Below are 21,528 nucleotides of genomic sequence, written 5' to 3'. Positions count from 1 at the left end.
TTCAGGCCTTTGGCAGTACCGAACCAAACTCGGTGGGAGCGCCTTTCCAGTCGCGAATCACTGCCGCCATCGAGAGAAAAGCCGCCTTTGAATCAAGCCCCTTCCAGCAGTGCAAGGTATGCCGAAAGCAGCCGCGAGGTGTAGCCGGTTTCCTGGGTGAGGATGTAGAGGTTTCGCTGCAGGTTGAGCGGGGTGGCAACCTCGATGAGCCAACCTTGCAGGATCTCCCGCTGAACGGCGAGTCGCGACAGGCAGCCGACGCCCAATCCCGCCTCGACAGCCTTCTTGATCGCCTCCGTGTGCCCCAGCACCATGCCGATGTCATAGCGCAACCCGGCTTCATGCATGGCTTTTTCGAAGACTTCCCGGGTGCCGGACCCGCTCTCTCGCATGATCCACTTCAGATCTTCAAGTTCCGCGGCAGAAGCGGTACGCGGGTGCTTCGCCAGCGGATGCTCCCTCCCGACGATCACCACCAACTCGTCCTCGCGCCAGACCGAGACTTTCAGGGACTGGGAGTGCGGCGGGCCTTCCACCAAGCCGACGTCATATTCCCCCGATTCCACGGCCGTCTCGATTTGTTTGGTATTGGCGACCTCCAAAAGGGCCCTGGCCCGGGGAAAACGACGCTCGAACGCGCCGACCAGAAGCGGCAGCAGGTAATTGCCTATCGTGGTGCTCGCCCCGACCTTGAGCACCCCGACCGGCTCTTCCAGCGATTCGTCCAGGTACCTTTCGATCCGGGATACCTTTTCCAGGACATCGATCACGTCGGGGAGGATGTGACGGCCCCGGTCGTTCAGCAGGAGCTTTCTTCCTTTGCGCTCGAAAAGCGGGGCGCCTGCCAGTCGTTCCAGTTCGGCGATGGCCATGCTTACCGCCGACTGGGTGATGCCAATCGTTTCGCTGGCCCGGGTGGCGTGGCCGGTCTCGGCAACGGTGCGGAACACCGCCAACTGTCTCAGGGTGATTGCCATAGCAGCCTCATCAGTAAATATGATCAAAAAGATGAATATTTCGGATTTTTGTTTATACGCGGGAAGCTGTATATATGGCAACCATAATTGCTATGGAGGGAACATGAACGGAGAAAACCTCAAAAAGATGTTGTTCGTTGCCTGCCTCGTCGCCGCCGCTAGCCCTGAGGTAAGCACCGCCATGGCCTTGGTGACCGGGGTGCTTTTCAGCCTCATTCTCGGCAACCCCTGGCATCACGTCTCCGGGCGTTGGAGCAAGATGTTGCTGCAGGTTTCGGTGGTCGGCCTCGGCTTTGGCCTGAGCCTGGGGGAGGTGGCCCAGGCGGGGGGCGCCACGGTGTACTTCACCGTCATTGGCATCGGGATCACGCTTACCCTCGGCTATGTGTTGGGGAGGCTCCTCAAGGTAGACGGCAACACCTCCGCCCTGATCTCCTTTGGCACCGCGATCTGCGGGGGGAGCGCCATCGCAGCGATGGCCCCGGTACTCAAGGCCAAAGATCACGAGATTGCCGTGTCCCTGGCGACGGTGTTTCTCTTGAATTCGGTCGCGCTCCTCTTGTTCCCGGCTCTCGGGCACTGGATGCATTTGAACGAAAACATCTTCGGTACCTGGGCGGGTCTGGCCATCCATGACACGAGCAGCGTCGTCGGCGCAGCCGCCGCCTACGGCAAGCAGGCCCTTGCCGTAGGGACCACGGTGAAGCTTTCCCGAGCCATCTGGATCACCCCGGTTGTCATCGCGGCCGGAGCAATCAAGCGCTCCAACCATAGGGTCGGGGTACCCCTTTTTATCGTCGGTTTTCTCGTTGCCGCGACCATCCGCACCGTGCTTCCCCAGTTCCACCAGGTTTATGAAGGCGCGGCGAGTGTCGCCCGGCAGGCCCTGGTCGTCTGCCTTTTCTTGATCGGCGCCGGCTTGTCCCGGGATCTGTTGAAAAAGGTGGGCCTCCGTCCGCTCCTCCAGGGGGTGGCCCTCTGGTTTCTGGTCAGCTGCGTCACCCTCACCGCGCTGCTTCTGATCGGGATCCGGTGATGCCCTTTTAACAGGAAAATAATTCTAGTACCTGCGGAAATTAAATTATGTGGGAGCGCCATTCCTGGCGCGATCCGCCGAAGGCGGCAACGAGACGGGGTTTCGCGCCTGGAAAGGCGCTCCCACAGGAGGTACCACCTAAGTAAGTTCCGGAAAAAAAGAGAAGAGAGTAAGATGGTGGTGTGGTGATGCCATTAATGAGGAGGGCGCGCAAAGAAAGGGGGTGTCCCCGGGATGCTTGCTCACATGAAGCACGCGAACCCTCATCGAAATTCTGTCGGGCGCGAAGTCGACCAAGGCCCGAGATTACCACGCCCACCCGTTTCATGGTACCTGCTGCTGGTTCTGCCGTACCTCGCCCTGCTTTACCCCCCGCTTTATTCCCGTTACGAACCAACACTCTTCAGTTTCCCGTTCTTCTACTGGTACCAGTTCCTGTGGGTCCCTCTCAGTGCCTTGTCTACCGGTTTGGCTTATTACCTGATGAAACGCGGGAGGTGACGTAACATGGTCAACTGGTCCGCACTAACCGTATTTACCTTTTTCTTTCTGGCGGTGACCGTGATGGGATTTGCCGCAGCGCACTGGCGGCGGGGGGACCTTAACCTCCTCGAGGAATGGGGCCTGGCCGGGCGGCGCTTCGGAACCTTCATCACCTGGTTTCTGGTCGGCGGCGACTTTTACACCGCCTACACCGTGATCGCCGTTCCCGCGCTGGTCTTCGGGGTCGGTGCCGCCGGCTTTTTTGCCCTGCCCTATACCGTCATCGTCTACCCCTTCGTGTTTCTGACCATGCCACGGCTCTGGGCGGTCGCGAACCGGCACCGCTTCGTCACCCCCGCCGACTTCGTGAAGGGGCGTTACGGCTCCGGCGCTCTTGCCCTGGCGGTGGCCGTCACCGGCATGCTCGCCACCATGCCGTACATCGCCTTGCAATTGGTCGGCATCCAGGTGGTGATCCGCGCCATGGGCATCGCGGGGGCCGGGTGGCTTCAGGATCTGCCGCTGGTGCTTGCTTTCGCGATCCTGGCGATTTACACCTACACCAGCGGGCTGCGGGCACCGGCTTTGATCGCCTTCGTAAAAGACATCATGATCTACCTGATGGTGCTCGTTGCGGTGACGACCATTCCCCTCGCGCTGGGGGGTTACGGTGAGGTGTTCCGGTCCGCCGGCGTCGCCTTGGCCGCCAAGAAGCCGCCGGGCTACCTTATCCTGCCTCCTGCCGGATTCGGCGCTTATGCCTCGCTTGCCTTCGGTTCCGCCCTGGCTGCCTTCGTCTACCCCCATACCGTGACCAGCATACTCAGCTCCTCAAGCGGGAAGGTGATCCGGCGCAATGCTTTCCTGCTGCCGGCCTATACCTTTCTGCTCGGGATGATTGCCCTTCTGGGACTGATGGCTCTGGCGGCCGGGGTGCATCCGGCCACTCCGAACGACGCGGTCCCCCAACTGTTCCTAAAGGTGTTTCCATCCTGGTTCGCCGGGTTCTGCTTCGCCGCCATTGCCATCGGAGCACTCGTGCCGGCGGCCATCATGTCGATCGCGGCGGCCAACACCTTTACCCGCAACGTCTACCGTGAGTACCTCAACCCCGCCTGCACCCTTCAGCAGGAGGCGCAGCTGGCGAAGATCGTCTCGCTTTTGGTCAAGGTCGGGGCCTTGGCCTTCATCGTGTTCCTGCCGACCCAATATGCCATCCTGCTGCAGCTTTTGGGTGGGATCTGGGTTCTGACCACCTTTCCGGCGATCATCTTCGGGCTCTTTACGCGGTGGTTCCACCACCGGGCCCTACTTGCCGGGTGGCTAGGCGGGATGATTTCGGGAACGGCGATGGTTGCGGCCAACGGTTTCAAGTCGCCGGTCTATTCCCTGCACCTGGGGACCTTCACGTTACCCGCCTATGCCGGGGTGTTCGCCCTGGTGATCAACATCGTGGTCGCGGTGGCGCTGACACCGGTTTGCGATGCCTTGAGGATGAAAAGGCTTCCTGACGTGACCAAACCGCTCGATTACGAGGATGAAGGGGAGGAGTCGTCGTCACGTCCGGGGCGGGGACGGGAACTCACGCAGGCGGCACCCCGGGCAACGATCCCCAGCCTCCGATCGCTTTACCGGAGAAAGGGGCCGGAGGCTCGTTGATGGGCATAGGGGGAACGCGAGTTCCCGAGCGGCGCCTCGGGGACATTACCGGTTCCGGGCAATTCCCGGAAGCTCCAAAGAAAAGCCCCGCTCCGCCGATGCCGGCGGACGGGGCTTTTCTTTGACGTGGGGCAGAGCGGGGATCAGAAGAAGTAATAGGCGCAGAGCCGGATGGTGTTGTCCACGCCGGTGGCGTTTCGGCCCGCGACCCCGTTGACGTTGCCGTACTTGGTCTGGATGTTCTGGTATTCGGTGGCCAACCGGATCGCCGCGTTGAAATCGTAGGTCACGTTGCCCCAGGCCTGCTGGGACTGCCTTTGGAAGTTCGGAATGCCGACGAAGTCCTTGTTGTCGAATGTGTAACGAGTCCCGTAACCGCCGGTGATACCGAGGTCCTGGGTCGGGAAGTATTTCAGCTGGGCGATGAAGGCCCAGTTGCGCGCCGCGCTTTGGTGTCCGGCCGGGTCGTAGGTATTGGAAACGGTCCCCGGGGTGCCTCCCGGCGGGGTGGTGCCGACCACGGAAAGCGAGGTTGCGCCGCTGTAGGCGAGGTTGGCTGCGGCATAGGACTGCCCTTCGAACGCGATGGTCCCGGTCCGGTCGACGCCGTTGTGCGAGCCGTGGATCGGGATGAAGGTGTAGAGGCCATAGCCCCAGGTGTCCAGGGTGTGGTTGTTATTGCTTGGCGCCTTTTCCTTGCTGACCAGCCCGAAGAGCCCCACGCTGAACGGATTCATGGAGAGGCTCATGTATCCTGGCGCAGTGCCCAGGGACTTGTTGATGTAGAAGATCTGCCCGGCATAGTTCACGTTGGGACCGTACTCGCCGGTCACCGCGGGTGAGTTGTCGCCGGTTTGGGCCGGGTCCTGGAGGGCAACCACGAATTTTAACAGGTTGTTGGCGTCCAGGTTCACGGTCCGTGTCACCCGAATCTGGGGCACCCGCGGTCCGTACGGCGCGCCCTGCGGTGCCGCGGTCCGGAAATCCTCGGTGGACGCGATCATCGGGGCGAACATGTCCCAGTATTGCCCGAACAATACCTGGGTGTTGGGCCAATCCACCGTGCCGTAGGCATGGCGCAGCCTCGGCATCGGGCTTTCCGCCGCGGCGGAATTGTCGCCGTAGAAATCGACCTCGATGAGGGCGCCCGTCTTCGCGCCGGCGAGGGTAGGGCCGTCCGCCTTGAACCAGATGCGGGACTGTTTCAGGGAAAAGACCGACTGATTCTGACCGGCAAAGGTCGCCGAGTTGGGCCCGGTGCCGGAGATGGCCCGCGACGGGATGGCTCCCGAGATCGGGGTGATCACCCCGTTGGGGCCCAGGTTGACCGAGTTGTAGGCGTAGTCGAGCTTGACGTACCCGCCGATGGATAGCTTGAACTTGCTGGTCACCGGGCTGGACATCTTGCCGTAGAAGCCCGGCGCCACCTCAGGGGACGGATTCAGGTCGGTGTTGTATTCCGCTGCGGCGCCCAGGGTGGGAACCGCCCAGAGCAGGGCTGTCAGGGCCCAATGGTGATTTTTCATACGATAACCCTCCTAGATTGGTGTAGTTGCGACCTCGCCGGGATGGAAAAAAGGATTGCAGCCGCTGCTCGCCTTTCCCTCCCGTTCCAGCAGCATGTCCAGGGCCAGGGTCGCCAGGTCGTCGGCCATCGGTTCCATCTGGCCGTCCTTTTCCAGGTAAAAAAGCTTGAGGTAGCTGCCGCAGCTGTCGCACCCCTCCGCCTTCACTGCCCCGTCGGAACCTTCCAGGGTATAGTAGTCGACCCCCTGGGTGGCATCGCAGGCACTGCAGGTAAGGCGCACCAGGTGCCACTGCGATGCGCACAAAGAGCAGCAAAGATATCGCAATCCTTGTTCACTGCCACTAGCATGAACCACGCCCGCGACCGGCGGAGATCCGCATACCGGGCAGACCCCGCTCGGGCTCAGCCGGTTCCCGTCGGGTTCGTCCAGGCCCACCGCCATCTGCACCCAATAAACCTGCAGTGCTGCGGCAATGAAGGGGAGTTCGCCCGGAGCGACCCCCTCCAGGTTTCCGGCCAGAACCTGGTCGGCCAGACGCTCCAACCGGTTCTCGGTCGATGCCCGCAGGTCCGCGACGGTATCGCGCACCTCCCGGGGAACGCCGCCTTGGGAAAGCTCGTCGAGAATCGCGGTGAGCCCGGCACGCCAGGCCCCATCACGGCCCCAGCTTGCCGCGGCCAGAGGCGGCCCCCCGGGGGCGAAGACCGGGTCTATGGATCGCGAGGGTAGGGGGGGAAACCGGTCCAAGGCGTGCTGCTGCGCGTCGGACAAAAGGGCCAAAAAGGCGAGGTAGCTTCCCAGGGAGCTCTCCCGGGAGAGACGCCGCAGGCGAGCGGCGCGCTGGGCGAAGATATCCCGTCCCGGGCGAAGCAGCGGTTTGATCGATGCGGAGGGGGGCGTCAGTTCTCCCGGTGTCTTGATGTTGTTTCCGCTGTTCATTCATCCCTCCCGGTCATCTCCCGGAACCAGGCCGGGTGGTGTTGTTTGGCCCAGGCCCGCCGCACCCAGCCGTGCAGCATGGCGCCGATGCTCTCCTTGGTCCAGATCGCCAGGTAGATGTGCCCCATGATCAGCGCGATCATCACCACGCCCGCTGCCGCATGGATGACCGCGGCAAGGCGCACCACCGTGACCGGGAACAGAAACGAGAAGTAGGCGCGCCAGATCACGATGCCGGAGAGGACCAGCAATACCATGCAGCACACCAGCGACCAGAACATGAGCTTCTGCCCGCCGTTCAGCTTCCCCGCCTCGGGGAGGTTCCGGTGGTCCCCCCGGGCCAACTCTTTCGCGTGGCGCAGCCATTCCCAGTCGGTCGGGGTCAGGACGCTCGACTTCCGGAACCGGAAGAACATGCCGGTGAAGAAGAACAGGATCGCCACCCCGAAGAAGGGGTGCAGGATCCGGGTCCAGGTCCCCCCTCCGAAAAGCTGGTTGAAAGGATAGTAAAACGGGTGGAAGAAGACCAAACCGGAACCGGCCAGAAGGAAGAAGAACAGCGCCACCAGCCAGTGGTTGATCCGCTCCGCGGTGGTGAATCGAAGCAGTTTGTCAGGATCTGGTTTCATTCCTTGTGCTCCTTCTCGTTTTCCTCGTCGACTTCGTTGGGGCCGTTGGCCACGTAATGGGCGAAGGCGCCGACGGCGATCATCCCCAGGGCCAGCGAGGCGACCGGCTTGGCCGCGCCCTTCCACACGCCGACCAGCGGCCCGATGGCAGGATCTTTGGGAAGGCCGCAGTACATCTCAGGGCGGTCGGCGTGGTGCAGCACGTACATCACGTGGGTTCCCCCCACCCCCTGGGGATCGTAGAGCCCCGCCTTGGCGTAGCCGCGCTGTTTGAGGTCGACGATCCGCTCCTCGGCATGGCGGATCATGTCCTCCTTGCTGCCGAAAACGATGGCGCCGGTCGGGCAGGTCTTGACGCAGGCCGGCTCCAGTCCCACCGCCACGCGGTCCGAACAGAGGGTGCACTTGTACACCTTGCTGTCCTTCTTGGAGAGGCGGGGGATGTTGAAGGGGCAGCCGGTAATGCAATAGCCGCAGCCGATGCAGTTTCCTTCCTGAAAATCGACGATGCCGTTTCGGTACTGGACGATGGCTCCGGGGGCCGGGCAGGCCTTGAGGCAGCCCGGCTCCGCGCAGTGCATGCAGCCGTCCTTTCGGATCAGCCACTCGAGCCCCCGATCGGTCTCCACCTCGGCATAGCGCATCACCGTCCAGGAGTTCGCGGTCAGGTCGGCCGGGTTGTCGTAGACGCCATGGTTTTCCCCGATGTCGTCGCGGGTGTCGTTCCACTCCATGCATGCCACCTGGCAGGCCTTGCAGCCGATGCACTTGGTGACGTCGATCAGCTTGGCCACCTCGGTCGTCTGGCGCTGGCCGGGCGACGCTGTGGTGGTTGCGGAGCGGCGGGTAATATCCAGGGACTGGAGTGACATGTTCCCCCTCCTATGCCTTTTCTAGGTTCACCAGAAACGATTTGAATTCCGGGGTCTGGGTGTTCGCGTCCCCCACGAAGGGGGTGAGAACGTTGGCCAGATACCCCTTCCGGGCGACTCCTTTGAAGCCCCAGTGGATCGGGATCCCTACGTGGTGCACCGTCTTGCCGTTCACCTTGAGCGGCCGGATCCGCTTGGTCACCACCGCGACCGCCTTGATGCTCCCCCGATGGGACCAGACCCGGACCTTGTCGCCCCCCCGGATCCCTTTTTCGCGCGCCAGCTCCTCGCCGATCTCCACGAACTGTTCCGGCTGCATGATCGAGGAGAGCCGGGTGTGCTTGGTCCAGTAGTGGAAGTGCTCGGTGAGCCGGTAGGTGGTGGCAGCGTAGGGGTACTGCTGCCCCTTGCCGAACTCGTCGGCGTCGCCCCGAAACACGCGTGCCGCCGGATTGCTGATCACCTTGGGATGCAGCGGGTTGGTGTCGATCGGGGTCTCGAACGGCTCGTAGTGCTCGGGAAAGGGGCCCTCGGCCATCTTGTCCAGGGCGAAGAGCCGGCCCACCCCTTCGGCCTGCATGATGAACGGCCCCATCCCGTCGGCGGGGGCCGCGTCCGGCTTCAGGTCGGGGACGTCGGCACCGGCCCACTTGGCGCCGTCCCAGTAGACCAGCTTGCGCTTGGGGTCCCACGGTTTGCCGGTCGTATCGCAGGAGGCGCGGTTGTAAAGGACGCGGCGGTTGGCCGGCCAGGCGAAGCCCCAGTTCAGCGTGTTGCCCAGGCCGGAGGGATCGGAGTTGTCCCGCCGCGCCATGAGGTTTCCTTTCTCGGTCCAGGCGCCCGAATAGATCCAGCAGCCGCAGGCGGTGCTGCCGTCGTCCTTCAACTGCCCGAAGCCGTCCAGCTGCTGCCCCTTTTTCAGGATCACCTTGGTCGGGTCCTTGGGATCGGTCAGGTCTTCGAGCGCCTTGCCGTTGTATTCCATGGCGAGCTCTTCCGGCGACGGTGCTGCCGGAATCTGGTAGTTCCAGGTGAGGTTCGCGATGGCGTCGGGGAAGGGCCCCCCTTCCTTGCGGTACAGCTCGCGGATCTTGAGGAAGATTCCGGCCATGATCTCGGTGTCGGCCTTGGCCTCACCCGGCGGACGGGCACCCTGGTAGTGCCACTGCAGCCACCGGCCGCTGTTGGTGAGCGAGCCGTTCTCCTCGGCAAAGCAGGTCGAAGGGAGGCGCAGCACCTCGGTGCTGATCTTGGCGGAATCGACGTCGTGGTACTCGCCGTGGTTTTCCCAGAAACAGGACGTCTCGGTGGCCAAGGGATCGATCACCACGAGGTATTTGAGCTTGGACAGCGCCTTGACCAGCTTCGCCTTGTTGGGGACCGCGGCGAGCGGGTTGAACCCCTGGCAGAAGTAGCCGTTCAGTTGCCCCTGGGCCATCAGCTCGAAAACCTGGAGGATGTCGTAGACCTTGTCGAGCTTGGGGAGCCAGTCGAAGCAGAAGTTGTTTTCCTTGGTGGCCGCGGCGCCGTACCACGATTTCATCAGGCTGACGTGGAATTTCGGGTAGTTCTGCCAGTAGGACATCTGGCCGGGGCGCAGCGGCTTGATGGAGCGCTTGTCGAGGTAGGCCTTGAAGTCGGTCTCCTGTTCCCGAGGGAGGGTGAGGTAGCCGGGGAGAAGGTCGGACAAAAGCCCCAGATCGGTAAGCCCCTGGATGTTGGAGTGTCCCCGCAGGGCGTTGACGCCGCCCCCCGCCATGCCGATGTTCCCAAGAAGGAGTTGCACCATGGCTGCGGTGCGGATGATCTGGGACCCGGTCGAGTGCTGGGTCCACCCCAGGGCGTACAGGAAAGTGAGGGTTCGGTCGGGGACCGAGGTGGTGGCGATGATCTCGCAGACCTTGAGGAAGGTCTCCCGGGGGGTGCCGCAGATGTTGCTCACCGCCTCCGGGGTATAGCGGGAGAAGTGCTGCTTCATCAGTTGGAACACGCAGCGGGGGTGCTGCAGGGTCTCGTCCACCAGGGCATAACCGTCCGGCCCCATCTGGTAGGCCCAGGTGGAGCGGTCGTATTTGCGCCCGCCGGCGTCGTAGCCCGAAAACAGGCCGTCCTCGAACGTAAACCCCTCGGCCACCAGGAAGGAGGCGTTGGTGTAGGACTTGACGTACTCGTGCTGGATCCGGTCCTTGGAAAGGAGGTAGTTGATGACCCCGCCCAAAAAGGCGATGTCGGTGCCGGTGCGGACCGGCGCGTAGAGGTCGGCGACCGAAGCCGAGCGGGTGAAGCGGGGATCGATCACGACCAGGGTGGCCTGGTTGTGCGCCTTGGCCTCGGTAACCCATTTGAAACCGCAGGGGTGCGCCTCCGCGGCGTTGCCACCCATGACGATGATGACGTTGGCGTTCTTGATATCTACCCAATGGTTGGTCATCGCACCGCGACCGAAGGTGGGGGCCAAACTGGCCACCGTGGGGCCGTGTCAGACCCGGGCCTGGTTGTCGAAGGCGAGGACCCCGAGGTTGCGGATCACCTTGTGGGTGAGATACCCGGCTTCGTTGCTGGAAGCCGAGGCGGCGAGAAAACCGGTGGTAAGCCAGCGGTTCACCGTGGCCCCGGCGGCGTTTTTGGCGAGGAAGTTTCGGTCTCGGTCGTCCTTCATCCAGCGGGCCACCCTGGCGAAGGCCTCGTCCCAGGAGATCCGCTGCCAGCGGTCGGAGCCGGCAGCGCGGTACTCCGGATATTTGAGGCGGTTGGGACTGTGGATGAAATCGACCAGGCCGGCCCCCTTGGGGCACAAGGTGCCGCGGTTCACCGGATGGTCCGGGTCGCCTTCGATATGGAAGATGGAGGATTCGGCGTTTTTGGCGCGGTCGCCCAGGCTGTGCATGATGAGACCGCAGCTGACCGAACAGTAAGGGCAGGTATTGCGGGTCTCGCTGCTGCGGGCGAGCTTGAAGGCACGCACCTCCGCCTGGGCCTTGGTCACCGGAAAGCCCAGTGCCACCACACTGGAACTTCCCAAACCGGTGGCGCAAATTTTGAGAAAACGCCGACGTGTCACGTTCATGGATATGCCTCCTTGATGCGTCGCGACTGAATGTGTCCAGCTATGGAGATGCTTCGGAAAGGAATCGCAGTCGAGGCGTTGCCCGCCGATGCTGCATAGGGTTTGCCGATCATTGAATTTAAAATACCGTTACATTCGGCTATGTCAAACGAGGACAGGTCGTTAAAGGCAGAGCGAGCGCACTAAGAGAATGTTTCAATAGGGAAATGGTAACTATTACTAATTATCAAATTATTAGAGACCGGCTGTGCCAGTGCAAGATGGTCCGCAGGTCGCGTTGAGAATCGAAACGCGACGGTCCGATCGGGAATCGGTCCATCATTGCCAGGCTCGATCGGCAAGAGCGCCTTTTTCGTCGCGGTTACAGCGGTAGGGGTATCTGGGGAGGCGGAAGGTTAGGGGATCGGGCAGGGAAGGGCGGTTCCGGCACCAGTAGAGACGATGTGCCATAATGGTAAGATGAAATAGTGGTTCTACGTCAAAGCTTTCCACCCGGAGGTTGTATGACAGTCGAGCACCGACCCGATGAAGGTGCAGTTCCCTTGATAGTGCGAGAGATAAAGGCAAAGAGCATACTCTCTGCGTCAAAGATCTATCCCTATGTCATCAACCCGTATGTCGGCTGTCAGCACGCCTGTTCCTATTGTTATGCCCGATACATGAAGAAGTTCACCGGACACAAGGAGCCGTGGGGAAGCTTTGTGGACGTGAAGGTCAACGCCGCCGAGTTGCTCGCCAAGGAGGTCGGCAAAAAGAAAAGAGACTCGGTCTGGATCAGCGGCGTGTGTGACCCGTACCAGCCCCTGGAGGCAAAATACCAGCTGACCCGGCACTGCCTGGAGATACTGGCGCATAACGACTGGCCGGTGGTGGTGCAAACGCGATCCCCCCTGGTTTTGAGAGACCTCGACGTTCTCAAAACATTCAAGAGGGTGGAGGTCGGTTTTTCGGTGACCACCGCCGATGACGCGACCCGGCAAATATTCGAACCGCACGCGCCGCCGATAGCGCTGCGGATCAGTGCCCTTGCCGAACTGCACCGGGCCGGGATCCGGACCTATGCCATGATTGCCCCGGTGCTCCCCGGCGCCGAGGCGCTCGTTACCCGACTGGCCGGGGCGGTCGACTACATCCTGGTGGACCGGATGAACTATCACTACGCCGATTACCTGTACCGGAAGTACCACCTGGAAGAAAACCTGTCCGAGGGGTACTTCGTGTGGGTGAGCCAGAGCATCCGGTCGGACTGCTCACGACTGCAGATCCCTTGCACCGTTGTGTGCATGTAGGCATTTCACTTACTTGCAGAAATGCCGCCGCAGCAGGCATAATGAGGGAAGGCAACCGGCCGTCACCTGTCCAATGACGGGCAAGCCCGCTCCTGGCCGCTGGGGGAGGGGGAAAGCGCCGGACTTCGCCGTGTGAGGATTCCTTTGGATTCAAACTGCCCTATCGTCGAAAACGCCAACGACTGCATCATTTCCCTTAACAGCCAAGGTTGCGTGGTGGGCTGGAACCGGAAGGCCGCGACGCTTTTCGGATACCGCTTCACTGAGCTCCAAGACCGCCCGGTGACCCTGATTCTCCCGCAATTCCCGACCCTTGGCCCCGGCATTTCGCAGGCTGCCGCCCCCGTTCAAATGACGGGAGTGAAGAAAGGCGACGTCCAGTTCCCGGTCGAGGTTTCCGTCGGCAGCTATTCCTATGAAAAAGAGCTGTTCCACACCCTCGTCGCGCGGGACGTTTCCGAACGGCTGGAAAGAGACGAGTTCATCAGCGAAGCCCTTCGGATGGCTAAAAGCCCCACCCGGAAGGATTATCTGGATTCGGTGGTGCGACTGCTTCAGATCTGGAGCGGCTGCAGTTGTGTGGGGATCAGGATTCTCGACGCAGACGACAAAATGCCTTTCGAGTCCTACGTGGGGTTTGACCGGGAATTCTGGGAATGGGAAAACTGGCTCTCAACCAAGGAGGATTGCTGCATCTGCACCCGCATCATCACGGGAACAACCGAAGAGCAGGACGCGGCCATCACCACTGCTGAGGGGTCGTTTCGCACCGATAACATGGAGCGTTTTCTCTCGGCGCTCCCCGACCCGGAAAAAGACCGTTTCCGGGGCAATTGTCCCAGGTTCGGCTACCTCTCCATTGCCTTTACCCCGATCCAATACCGCGGCACGGTCTACGGCGGGCTTCACATCACCGACGAACGCGAAGCGATGTTGCCGCCGAGCAAGGTCCGCTTCGTGGAATCGATCGCCACCCACATCGGCGAAACGATCTACCGGATCGGCGTCGAAGAGGCGCTGCAAAAAAGCGAGCTCCGCTACCGCAACCTGTTTGAGGAATCCCCGATCGCCGTCCTGGAAGCGGACGTCTCCGACGCGATGCAATCCCTCGAGCGTTTGCGTGATGCGGGCGTTACCGATTATTCCTCATATTTCGTCGCTCATCCTGAGGCGGCAAAAACGTGCGGTGCCGGCATCAGCGTCATCGAACTCAACCATTCCATGCTGGAGCTGTACCAGGCGGAAACCGCCGAGCAACTCATCGAGTTTCTCAGGGTCGACGGCAACTACGACACCTTCCTCAGGTTGATCGCCGGTTCGGATCGGGAACCTGCCGACGTCGTCACCTCGGTCACCACCATGAAAGGAAACCTGAAGTTCGCGACCCCGAAACTTTCCCGGTTGGGTGCTGCCACCGGCTGCTGTGGGCGGGTCATCATTTCCCTGCATGATGTGACGGAGCGGAAAAGGTCGGAAACCGCCCTGCAGGAATCCCACGGGAGACTGCGGCAACTCGCCGCGCACCTGGAATCGGTCCGTGAGGAGGAACGGGTGAAAATGTCCCGTGAGGTGCACGACGAACTGGGGCAGATGGTGGCGGCGCTCAAATTCGATGTTTCCTTTCTGAAGGAAACGGCCCCCTTGTCCGGGCCCCAGGCGCATAAAATCGACGATATGGATGCCAACGTGACGGAGATGATTCGCACGGTGCAGCGCATATCCGCCGAACTGCGGCCCAAGCTCCTCGATGACCTCGGGCTGGTCCCTGCCATGGAGTGGCAGATCAAGGATTTTGCCCAAAGGACCGGGATCGCCTGCAGCCATAAGATGTCGCCGTCGCTGCCGCCGCTGGTTCCGGAATGCTCCACCGCCATTTTCCGTATCTTCAAGGAAGCCCTCACCAATATCCAGCGTCACGCCAACGCCAGCAAGGTGATGGTAAAGCTTCATCAGCTCAAACAGGAAATCGTCCTCGTGGTAACCGACAACGGCAAGGGAGTTGCCGTCGAGGACATCTTTGCCGAGGGTTCCTTCGGCCTGATGGGAATGCGCGAGCGGGCGTTTCTCTGTTCCGGGAAAGTCGTCATCGATAGTCCACCCGGGCAGGGGACCACGGTGCGGCTGCACATCCCCCTGGTAAAGGGGAATGTGCGGTGAGAACCCGTATGACCCCGATCCAGGCGCTACGCCAAGCACTTAACACCCTCCACCTCTACGGCGGAGGGTGTTTTTTTGCCATGAAACCGTCTCCGGCCCCGGTTTGGGCGCTTGTAGGCGAAACAACTACACGCTATCAGCCAGAAGCCGTCTTGTGAGATAGGGAGGAAAAACCTATTGTGGGAAAGGCCGGTTACCGGATTCTTTGGCTCAAGAAACCGGTCCGGGAAGAAGGTCTACGATGTCAAAAATACTGGTAGTCGATGACCATGCCGTCGTCCGACAGGGAATTATCAGCATTTTGGAAAGGAGCCTGTCCCGCGCCTTTTACTGCGCTGAAGCAGGGACGGCCGGGGAGGCGGAAGCGAAGCTTTCCCAGGAAAAATACGACGTCCTGTTGCTCGACCTCTCCATGCCGGGGATGAGTGGACTCGATCTGCTCGAAAAACTCCACCGGGAGCGGCCCGAGCTACGGATCCTCATCCTTAGCATGCATCCCGAGGAACAATACGCGGTCCGGGCGCTCTCCCTCGGCGCTTCCGGCTATCTCACCAAGGAGAGTGCCCCGGCGGAACTCGTCGTGGCAGTGAACAAGGTTTTGGCCGGTGGGCGCTACATCAGTTCCGCCCTTGCCGACCGCCTGGCGGAATACCTGCTCTCGGGAAAGGAAACGGGACTGCCGCACGAGGCCCTCTCCGCCCGGGAGCGCCAGGTACTGGTCATGATCGGTGCGGGGAAAGTGCCCAAACAGATCGGCGCCGAACTCGGCATCAGCGAAAAGACCGTCAGCACCTACCGCAGCCGAATCCTCTCCAAGCTTGGATTGAGCAGCACCACCGAGATCATCCGCTATGCGATCAAGCACGACCTCATAAGTTGACGCCGGCACGGTCCCCAAGGTTCGCCGGGAAGGCCTGCGTTAAACGGGAACAGGGCTTGATGGCCGCGGTTTTTGTCAGAAGAAAGGAGAAAAAGGGAGAAAGAATGGAACACAAAATGTCGTTGAAATGGATCAGCTGCAGGTGTCTGGTGTTACTGGTCTTGGCCCTGGCCTCGTTCGGTTGCGCCCAAAAGGGAAAACCGGGCTTGGCAAAGGAAGCGGCCTCGAAGGTGTACGTGCCCCCCGGGAGCCATGATGAGATGTACGCCTTCATGTCCGGCGGCTTCAGCGGCCAGGTTTCCGTCTACGGAATACCGTCGGGCAGGCTCTTCAAGGTGATTCCCGTATTCTCCCAAAATCCGGAAACCGGCTACGGCTATTCCGAGGAAACCAAGGCCATGCTCAATACCTCGTACGGCTTCGTTCCCTGGGATGACGCCCACCATCCCGAGTTTTCCCAGACCAACGGGGTGCCGGACGGGAGGTGGCTGTTCATCAACGGCAACAACACCCCGCGCATCGCCCGCATCGACCTCCATGACATGGAGACCGCCGAGATCATGGAGATTCCGAACTCGGCCGGAAATCACGGTTCCCCGTTCACCACGATGAACAGCGAATATGTGGTCGCGGCGACCCGGTTCAGCGTCCCGGTGCCCCAAAAAGACGTACCGATTGCGTCCTACAAGGAAAACTTCAAGGGAGCCCTCTCCTTCGTGAAGGTGGACCCGAAATCCGGGCACATGAACGTGGCCTTCCAGATCATGGTGCCGGGCTTCGACTACGACCTCGCGCACTGCGGCAAAGGGCCTTCCCACGGCTGGGCATTCTTTACCTGTTACAACTCCGAACAGGCCCACACCCTGCTGGAGATAAACGCCTCCAAAAACGACAAGGATTACATTGCGGCGGTCAACTGGAAGCTCGCCGAGAAATACATCGCCGAAGGGAAGGGCAAGTCGATGCCCGCCAACTACTACCACAACTACGTGGACGAGAAGACGCGTGTGGCCAAGTCGGAGAAGGTGCAAAGCGTCAAGGTGCTTGATCCCAAGGAGTGCCCGGGGCTCATCTACTACCTGCCTACCCCGAAATCCCCGCACGGCGTCGACGTCGATCCGAGCGGCGAGTATATCGTCGGGGGTGGCAAGCTGGCCACCGTGCTCCCGGTCCACTCCTTCTCGAAGATGCTGAAGGCGATCGAGACCAACCAGGTGGAAGGAAAGATCGAAGGCATTCCGGTGCTCAAGTACAGCGCCACCCTGGCGGGCGAGGTGAAGAACCCGGGGCTCGGCCCCCTGCACACCGAATTCGACGGCAAGGGCTATGCCTACACCTCGGCCTTCATCTCATCGGAGATCGTCAAGTGGAAGATCGGGACCTGGCAGGTGGTAGACCGGATTCCGACCTATTACGCCATCGGACACCTCAGCATCCCGGGGGGCGATAGCGCCAAACCGTGGGGCAAGTACGCTCTGGCCTTGAACAAAGTCGCCAAGGACCGGTTCCTCCCCACCGGGCCGAACCAGCCCCAAAGCGCGCAACTTTTCGACATAACCGGCGACAAGATGAAGCTGCTGCTCGATTTCCCGACCATCGGCGAGCCGCACTACGCACAGATGATCCCGGCGGAGATCCTGACCAAGCACAACCAGCAGATCTACGCCCTGGAAAGTAACGGCAACCCCAACGGGATCATGATGGAGGACGACGCCAAGGTCGAGCGCAAGGGGAACGAGGTGCACATCAAGATGATCGCCACCCGGAGCCACTTCACGCCGGACTGCATCGAAGGGATCAAGGTGGGAGACAAGGTGTACTTCCACGTTACCAACCAGGAGCAGGACTGGGACCTCCCGCACGGCTTCGCCGTCCAGGGGATGCGGAACTCCGAGCTTTTGATCATGCCGGGCGAGACCAGGACCATCGTCTGGGAACCGAAGGCCCCCGGCGTCTACCCCATGTACTGCACCGACTTCTGCTCGGCGCTGCACCAGGAAATGCAGGGGTACCTGAGGGTTTCCGCCGCCGGGTCCAACGTCCCCATCAAATACGGGACCGGCAAGTAACCGCTCTTGACCGATGACTGCGGGGGCGCCCGGCGCCCCCGCGTATCCCGTTCCCTACTTCACAGGAAAATATCGATGCAGAGCAAAAGCAGATCTTTGGTGGTGGCGGCTTCGCTGCTGCTGGTAGTGGCCCTTTTTTTCCCGATCTGGAAGGTAAGCCTTTCCGCTCCCCAGTACCCTGAGGGGAAAGGGCTTTTCATCTGGGCCGACAAGATCACCGGCGAGCTGCCCCACGACCTGCAGATCATCAACGAGCTCAACCATTACATCGGGATGAAGCGGATCACCCCGGAGAGCATCAAGGAACTGAAGATCATCCCGCCGGTGTTGGTCTTGTTCGCGCTGAGCGGCCTGGCCGTAGGGCTCAAGGGGGGCCGCAAGCTCCTGCTGGCCTGGCTGGTTCTCTTTGCGGTCGCCGGCGCGGCAGGGCTCTACGATTTCTACTCCTGGGAATACGACTACGGCCATGACCTCAACCACAACGCGCCGATCCAGGTGCCGGGGATGACCTACCAGCCTCCGCTGATCGGCAGAAAGCAGCTCTTGAACATAAACGTCCTCTCGATGCCGTACATCGGCGGCTTCGCGGTATTCGGCTCCGCCTTCCTCGCCGCATATGCCTACCTCAGGGAAAGGAAAAAGGCGACAGGAGTAAAGGATTCACCATGGCAAAGTATGTAAATCTACTGGTTCTTTTTGCGATCACGGCAACGTTGGTGCTGCTCGGCTGTGGCAAGGAAGGCCCCGAGCCGATCGTTGTGGGCCGGGACAATTGCGCCAACTGCGGGATGCAAGTCAGCGACGCCCGGTTCGGTGCCGAACTCATCACGCGGAAGGGAAGGATCTTCAAGTTCGACTCGGTCGAGTGTATGGCCGGATTTCTCAATAAGAAGGGGAGGGGGGAGGAGGTTTCCTCGCTTTGGGTGGTCGACTGCGCCCATCCTTCCCAACTGATCGAGGCTACCCGCGCCGGCTACCTGGAAAGCGAAAAACTCCCCAGCCCGATGGGGTTGAACCTTTCCGCCTTCCGGGACCGGGCGGCCGCGACCGCCAAATCTCGTGAGTGCCCGGGCACCATCCTCAGCTGGCCTGAGGTCCAGAAATACGTCGGCCAGAGGTGGAGCTAGAAAAACAATGCAGTCATCGATGACAACACGGCATCGGCTGGGAAACGGCCTGCTGGCTGGTCTCGTCGTCCTTCCGCTGGTCCTTCCCGCTGCAGCTGCCCAGGGTGCCCTGTTCCCTCCAGGACCCGTGCGGGAGATCGTGGTCGGCAAGGACAGGCCGATCAAGAGCATCAAGGACGGGGTCCGGATCGCTTCCAGCGGGGACCGGATCCTGGTCCGGAAGGGGAGCTATTCGGAGGGAAACATCGTCATCGACAAGCCCCTCACCATCCTCGGCGAGGGTTTGCCCCAGGTCGACGGCGGCGGCAAGGACGAGATCTTCACGGTCAGAGCGGACAACGTCACCATCAGGGGACTGCTGATCAAAAACGCCGGGGTCAGCTTCATGCACGACAACGCGGCGGTCAAGATCGACGGGGCACGCAACTGCATCATCGAGGGGAACCGGTTCAGCAACGACTTTTTCGCCGTCTATCTTGCCAAGGCGACCGGATGTACGGTCTCGGGAAACCGGATTTCCGGAAACGGCAAGGCGGAGGCGACGTCGGGAAACGGAATCCACCTTTGGCACTGCAGCGACGTGAAGGTCTCCGGCAACTACGTCACCGACCAAAGGGACGGCATCTACATCGAATTCTCCAACCGGGTGCTGATTGAAGGGAACCAAAGCGAAAAGAACCTCCGTTACGGACTTCATTTCATGTTCTCCAACTCCTGCCGTTACCTTAATAACCGCTTTACCCAAAACGGCGCCGGGGTGGCGGTCATGTACTCGAAAAACGTCGAAATGAGGGGCAACCGTTTCGAAAAGAACTGGGGTCCCGCCTCCTACGGACTGCTGTTGAAGGACATGCAGCAAAGCCGTATCGCAGGAAACACCCTGGCCGGCAACACGATCGGCATCTACTCGGAAGGCTCCTTCGGGATGACCGTCGAGCAAAACACCTTCTCCCGCAACGGAGTGGGGATCAAACTGCTGGGGAGCTCGACCGACAACCGGTTCACCCGGAACAATTTTCTCGGGAACTCCTTTGACGTCGCCACCAACAGCAGCGAAACCCAAAACAGATTCGAGGGGAACTACTGGGACAATTACCAGGGGTACGACCTCAACAAGGACGGGATCGGAGACGTACCTTACCGGCCGGTACGGCTGTTTTCCATGCTGATTACCGACTACCCCCAGTCGTTGATACTCCTGCGATCCCTTTTCATAGACGTCCTGGACCTCGCCGAAAGGGCCTTCCCCGTGCTTACTCCCGAGGCCCTCGTGGACCGAAGGCCCCTGATGCGGAGAGTGTGCATTGATTGAAATACGAGGTCTGAAAAAGCGGTTCGGAAAGCTTCACGTGCTCGAAGAAGTAAACCTGACGATAGGGAAGGGGACCCTCACGGCAATCGTGGGTCCCAACGGCTCGGGCAAGACCACCCTGATCAAAAGCCTTCTCGGGCTAGTGCACATCGACCGGGGGGAGATAACCATCGACGGCCGGAAGGTGAACGGCGATTGCGCCTACCGGAAGGAAATCGGCTACATGCCGCAGATCGCCCGCTACCCCGAGAACCTCAAGGTAAGGGAACTTCTCGGCATGCTCAAGGATCTGCGCGGCGTACGCGAAGGGCTCGATGAGGAACTGGTGGAGCAGCTTGAGATCGGCAGGGAGATGGAAAAGCCCCTGCGCACCCTGTCGGGGGGGACCCGTCAGAAGGTGGGGGCGGTCATCGCCTTTCTCTTCAATCCCAAGCTGATGATTCTTGACGAGCCGACCGCCGCACTGGACCCGGTCTCCAGCAGTCGCCTGAAAGACAAGATCGTTGCGGAAAACCGTAAGGGGAAAACGGTGCTCCTAACTTCCCATAACATGAACGAGATCGAGGAGTTGAGTGAGCAGATCGTGTTTCTTTTGGAAGGGCGGATCTACTTTCAGGGGCTGATCGCCGACCTGAAGCGGCAAAGCGGGGAGCAAAACCTGGAGAGGGCGGTAGCGGCCCTGATGCGGGGAGCGCGGCCATGAGAGAAACCTTGAAGTTGGGCCGGTACCAACTGCGGGACCTGATGCGGAGCAAGTGGCTTTTTGCCTACAGCGGCTTCTTTTTCCTGGTGACCTTCGCCCTGTTTCGGTTCGTCGGAGACGGCTCGAAGGTGGCGGTCAGCCTGATGAACCTGGTCCTGTTCATCATCCCGCTGGTCAGCACCATGCTGGGCACCACCTATTACTACGGTTCCCGCGAGTTCGTCGAACTGATGCTCGCGCAGCCGATCAAGAGGGGAAGCCTCTTCGCCGGGCTGTGCCTGGGGGTATCGATCCCCCTGGTACTGAGCTTTTTGGCCGGAGTAGGGGGCGCTTTCCTGTTTTGCGGCTCGGAAGTAGCCCAGGACCTGCCAGCCTTTTTGACCCTCCTCGTGGTCGGTGCGGTGCTCACCTTCATCTTCGTGGCACTGGCGTTTCTGGTCGCGGTAACCAACAAGGACAAGGCGCGGGGACTCGGTATCTCGCTTCTGTTTTGGCTCGTATTCTCGGTGATTTACGACGGTTTGGTCCTATTGGCAGTGGTATGCTTTGCCGATTATCCGCTGGAAATGCCGCTGCTCATTTTGAGCATCCTGAACCCGATCGACCTGGCCCGCGTCCTGATCCTGCTGAAGTTCGACGTCTCGGCGCTGATGGGCTATACCGGCGCAGTATTCCAACAGTTTTTCGGAAGTTCTTGGGGAATTGCGATTGCGCTAACCTCCCTGGTCGGCTGGTCCGTCCTGACCTTTATCCTGGGCCGAAGCTGTTTCGCCCGCAAAGATTTCTGACCCGTTGTTTCA

Annotated in this window: 18 protein-coding genes; 12 read left to right on the top strand and 6 right to left on the bottom strand. The window is 60.8% G+C overall.

Features of this window, described 5'->3' with window-relative positions:
• Nucleotides 1–92: 92 nt before the first annotated feature.
• Complete coding sequence (locus JFN93_RS04335; protein ID WP_199382770.1) at nucleotides 93–977, bottom strand: LysR substrate-binding domain-containing protein; 885 nt, start codon at nucleotides 975–977, stop codon at nucleotides 93–95.
• A gap of 103 nt (nucleotides 978–1,080) precedes the next feature.
• Between JFN93_RS04335 and JFN93_RS04330 the strand changes: the two genes are divergently transcribed.
• The 3 genes from JFN93_RS04330 to mctP all read left to right on the top strand — a co-directional run bounded on the left by JFN93_RS04330 (nucleotide 1,081) and on the right by mctP (nucleotide 4,155).
• Nucleotides 1,081–2,013: a YeiH family protein gene (locus JFN93_RS04330; RefSeq protein ID WP_199382769.1), complete on the top strand. Its 933-nt coding sequence runs from the start codon at nucleotides 1,081–1,083 to the stop codon at nucleotides 2,011–2,013.
• A 234-nt stretch (nucleotides 2,014–2,247) separates the two neighbouring features.
• Nucleotides 2,248–2,514 carry a DUF3311 domain-containing protein gene (locus tag JFN93_RS26185; protein ID WP_456237427.1) on the top strand — a complete coding sequence of 89 codons (267 nt, stop codon included), beginning with the start codon at nucleotides 2,248–2,250 and terminating at the stop codon, nucleotides 2,512–2,514.
• A 6-nt stretch (nucleotides 2,515–2,520) separates the two neighbouring features.
• Nucleotides 2,521–4,155 carry a monocarboxylate uptake permease MctP gene (gene mctP / locus JFN93_RS04320; RefSeq protein WP_199382767.1) on the top strand — a complete coding sequence of 545 codons (1,635 nt, stop codon included), beginning with the start codon at nucleotides 2,521–2,523 and terminating at the stop codon, nucleotides 4,153–4,155.
• 143 nt (nucleotides 4,156–4,298) lie between these two features.
• On the opposite strand, the gene JFN93_RS04315 is transcribed toward mctP, so the two are convergent.
• Genes JFN93_RS04315 through fdnG form a run of 5 tightly spaced genes read right to left on the bottom strand, consistent with a single transcriptional unit; the run spans nucleotide 4,299 to nucleotide 11,191 of the window.
• Nucleotides 4,299–5,681, bottom strand: coding sequence for a hypothetical protein (locus JFN93_RS04315; RefSeq protein WP_199382766.1), 1,383 nt, complete (start codon nucleotides 5,679–5,681; stop codon nucleotides 4,299–4,301).
• A 12-nt stretch (nucleotides 5,682–5,693) separates the two neighbouring features.
• Nucleotides 5,694–6,623 (bottom strand): formate dehydrogenase accessory protein FdhE, encoded by a 930-nt coding sequence (fdhE, locus tag JFN93_RS04310; RefSeq protein WP_199382765.1) that lies wholly within the window; start codon nucleotides 6,621–6,623, stop codon nucleotides 5,694–5,696.
• Nucleotides 6,620–7,252 carry a formate dehydrogenase subunit gamma gene (locus JFN93_RS04305; protein ID WP_199382764.1) on the bottom strand — a complete coding sequence of 211 codons (633 nt, stop codon included), beginning with the start codon at nucleotides 7,250–7,252 and terminating at the stop codon, nucleotides 6,620–6,622. The genes fdhE and JFN93_RS04305 overlap by 4 nt, the downstream gene beginning before the upstream one ends.
• The gene (fdxH, locus tag JFN93_RS04300; protein ID WP_199382763.1) at nucleotides 7,249–8,124 is read right to left on the bottom strand and encodes a formate dehydrogenase subunit beta; all 876 of its coding nucleotides are present in this window, start codon (nucleotides 8,122–8,124) and stop codon (nucleotides 7,249–7,251) included. The genes JFN93_RS04305 and fdxH overlap by 4 nt, the downstream gene beginning before the upstream one ends.
• A 10-nt stretch (nucleotides 8,125–8,134) precedes the next feature.
• Entirely contained in the window at nucleotides 8,135–11,191 is a 3,057-nt protein-coding gene (fdnG, locus tag JFN93_RS04295; protein ID WP_268898777.1) for a formate dehydrogenase-N subunit alpha, read from the bottom strand.
• Between the two features lie 503 nt (nucleotides 11,192–11,694).
• On the opposite strand from fdnG, the gene JFN93_RS04285 reads away from it, so the two are divergent.
• From JFN93_RS04285 to JFN93_RS04245, 9 genes are all read left to right on the top strand, one after another.
• On the top strand, nucleotides 11,695–12,480 hold the full coding sequence (locus JFN93_RS04285; protein ID WP_199382760.1) for an SPL family radical SAM protein: 786 nt from the start codon (nucleotides 11,695–11,697) through the stop codon (nucleotides 12,478–12,480).
• Between the two features lie 144 nt (nucleotides 12,481–12,624).
• Nucleotides 12,625–14,637: a PAS domain-containing sensor histidine kinase gene (locus JFN93_RS04280; protein WP_199382759.1), complete on the top strand. Its 2,013-nt coding sequence runs from the start codon at nucleotides 12,625–12,627 to the stop codon at nucleotides 14,635–14,637.
• A 241-nt stretch (nucleotides 14,638–14,878) separates the two neighbouring features.
• Nucleotides 14,879–15,517, top strand: coding sequence for a response regulator (locus tag JFN93_RS04275; RefSeq protein ID WP_199382758.1), 639 nt, complete (start codon nucleotides 14,879–14,881; stop codon nucleotides 15,515–15,517).
• Nucleotides 15,518–15,723: 206 nt separating this feature from the next.
• On the top strand, nucleotides 15,724–17,586 hold the full coding sequence (gene nosZ / locus JFN93_RS04270) for a Sec-dependent nitrous-oxide reductase (protein WP_199382757.1): 1,863 nt from the start codon (nucleotides 15,724–15,726) through the stop codon (nucleotides 17,584–17,586).
• 75 nt (nucleotides 17,587–17,661) lie between these two features.
• A complete protein-coding gene (locus JFN93_RS04265; protein ID WP_199382756.1) occupies nucleotides 17,662–18,267 on the top strand; it encodes a hypothetical protein in 606 nt (201 codons plus the stop codon).
• Entirely contained in the window at nucleotides 18,252–18,713 is a 462-nt protein-coding gene (locus JFN93_RS04260) for a nitrous oxide reductase accessory protein NosL (protein WP_199382755.1), read from the top strand. The genes JFN93_RS04265 and JFN93_RS04260 overlap by 16 nt, the downstream gene beginning before the upstream one ends.
• 19 nt (nucleotides 18,714–18,732) lie before the next feature.
• Nucleotides 18,733–20,025, top strand: coding sequence for a nitrous oxide reductase family maturation protein NosD (locus JFN93_RS04255; protein ID WP_199382754.1), 1,293 nt, complete (start codon nucleotides 18,733–18,735; stop codon nucleotides 20,023–20,025).
• 37 nt (nucleotides 20,026–20,062) lie between these two features.
• A complete protein-coding gene (locus tag JFN93_RS04250; RefSeq protein WP_199382753.1) occupies nucleotides 20,063–20,728 on the top strand; it encodes an ABC transporter ATP-binding protein in 666 nt (221 codons plus the stop codon).
• Nucleotides 20,725–21,516, top strand: a complete 792-nt coding sequence (locus JFN93_RS04245; RefSeq protein ID WP_199382752.1) for an ABC transporter permease subunit — start codon at nucleotides 20,725–20,727, stop codon at nucleotides 21,514–21,516. The genes JFN93_RS04250 and JFN93_RS04245 overlap by 4 nt, the downstream gene beginning before the upstream one ends.
• The last annotated feature ends 12 nt before the right edge of the window (nucleotides 21,517–21,528 follow it).

It is taken from the genome of Geomesophilobacter sediminis, from assembly GCF_016458275.1.
GTDB classification, from domain to species: Bacteria; Desulfobacterota; Desulfuromonadia; order Geobacterales; family Geobacteraceae; genus Geomesophilobacter; species Geomesophilobacter sediminis.
This window is presented reverse-complemented; position numbering and strand designations above follow the sequence as displayed.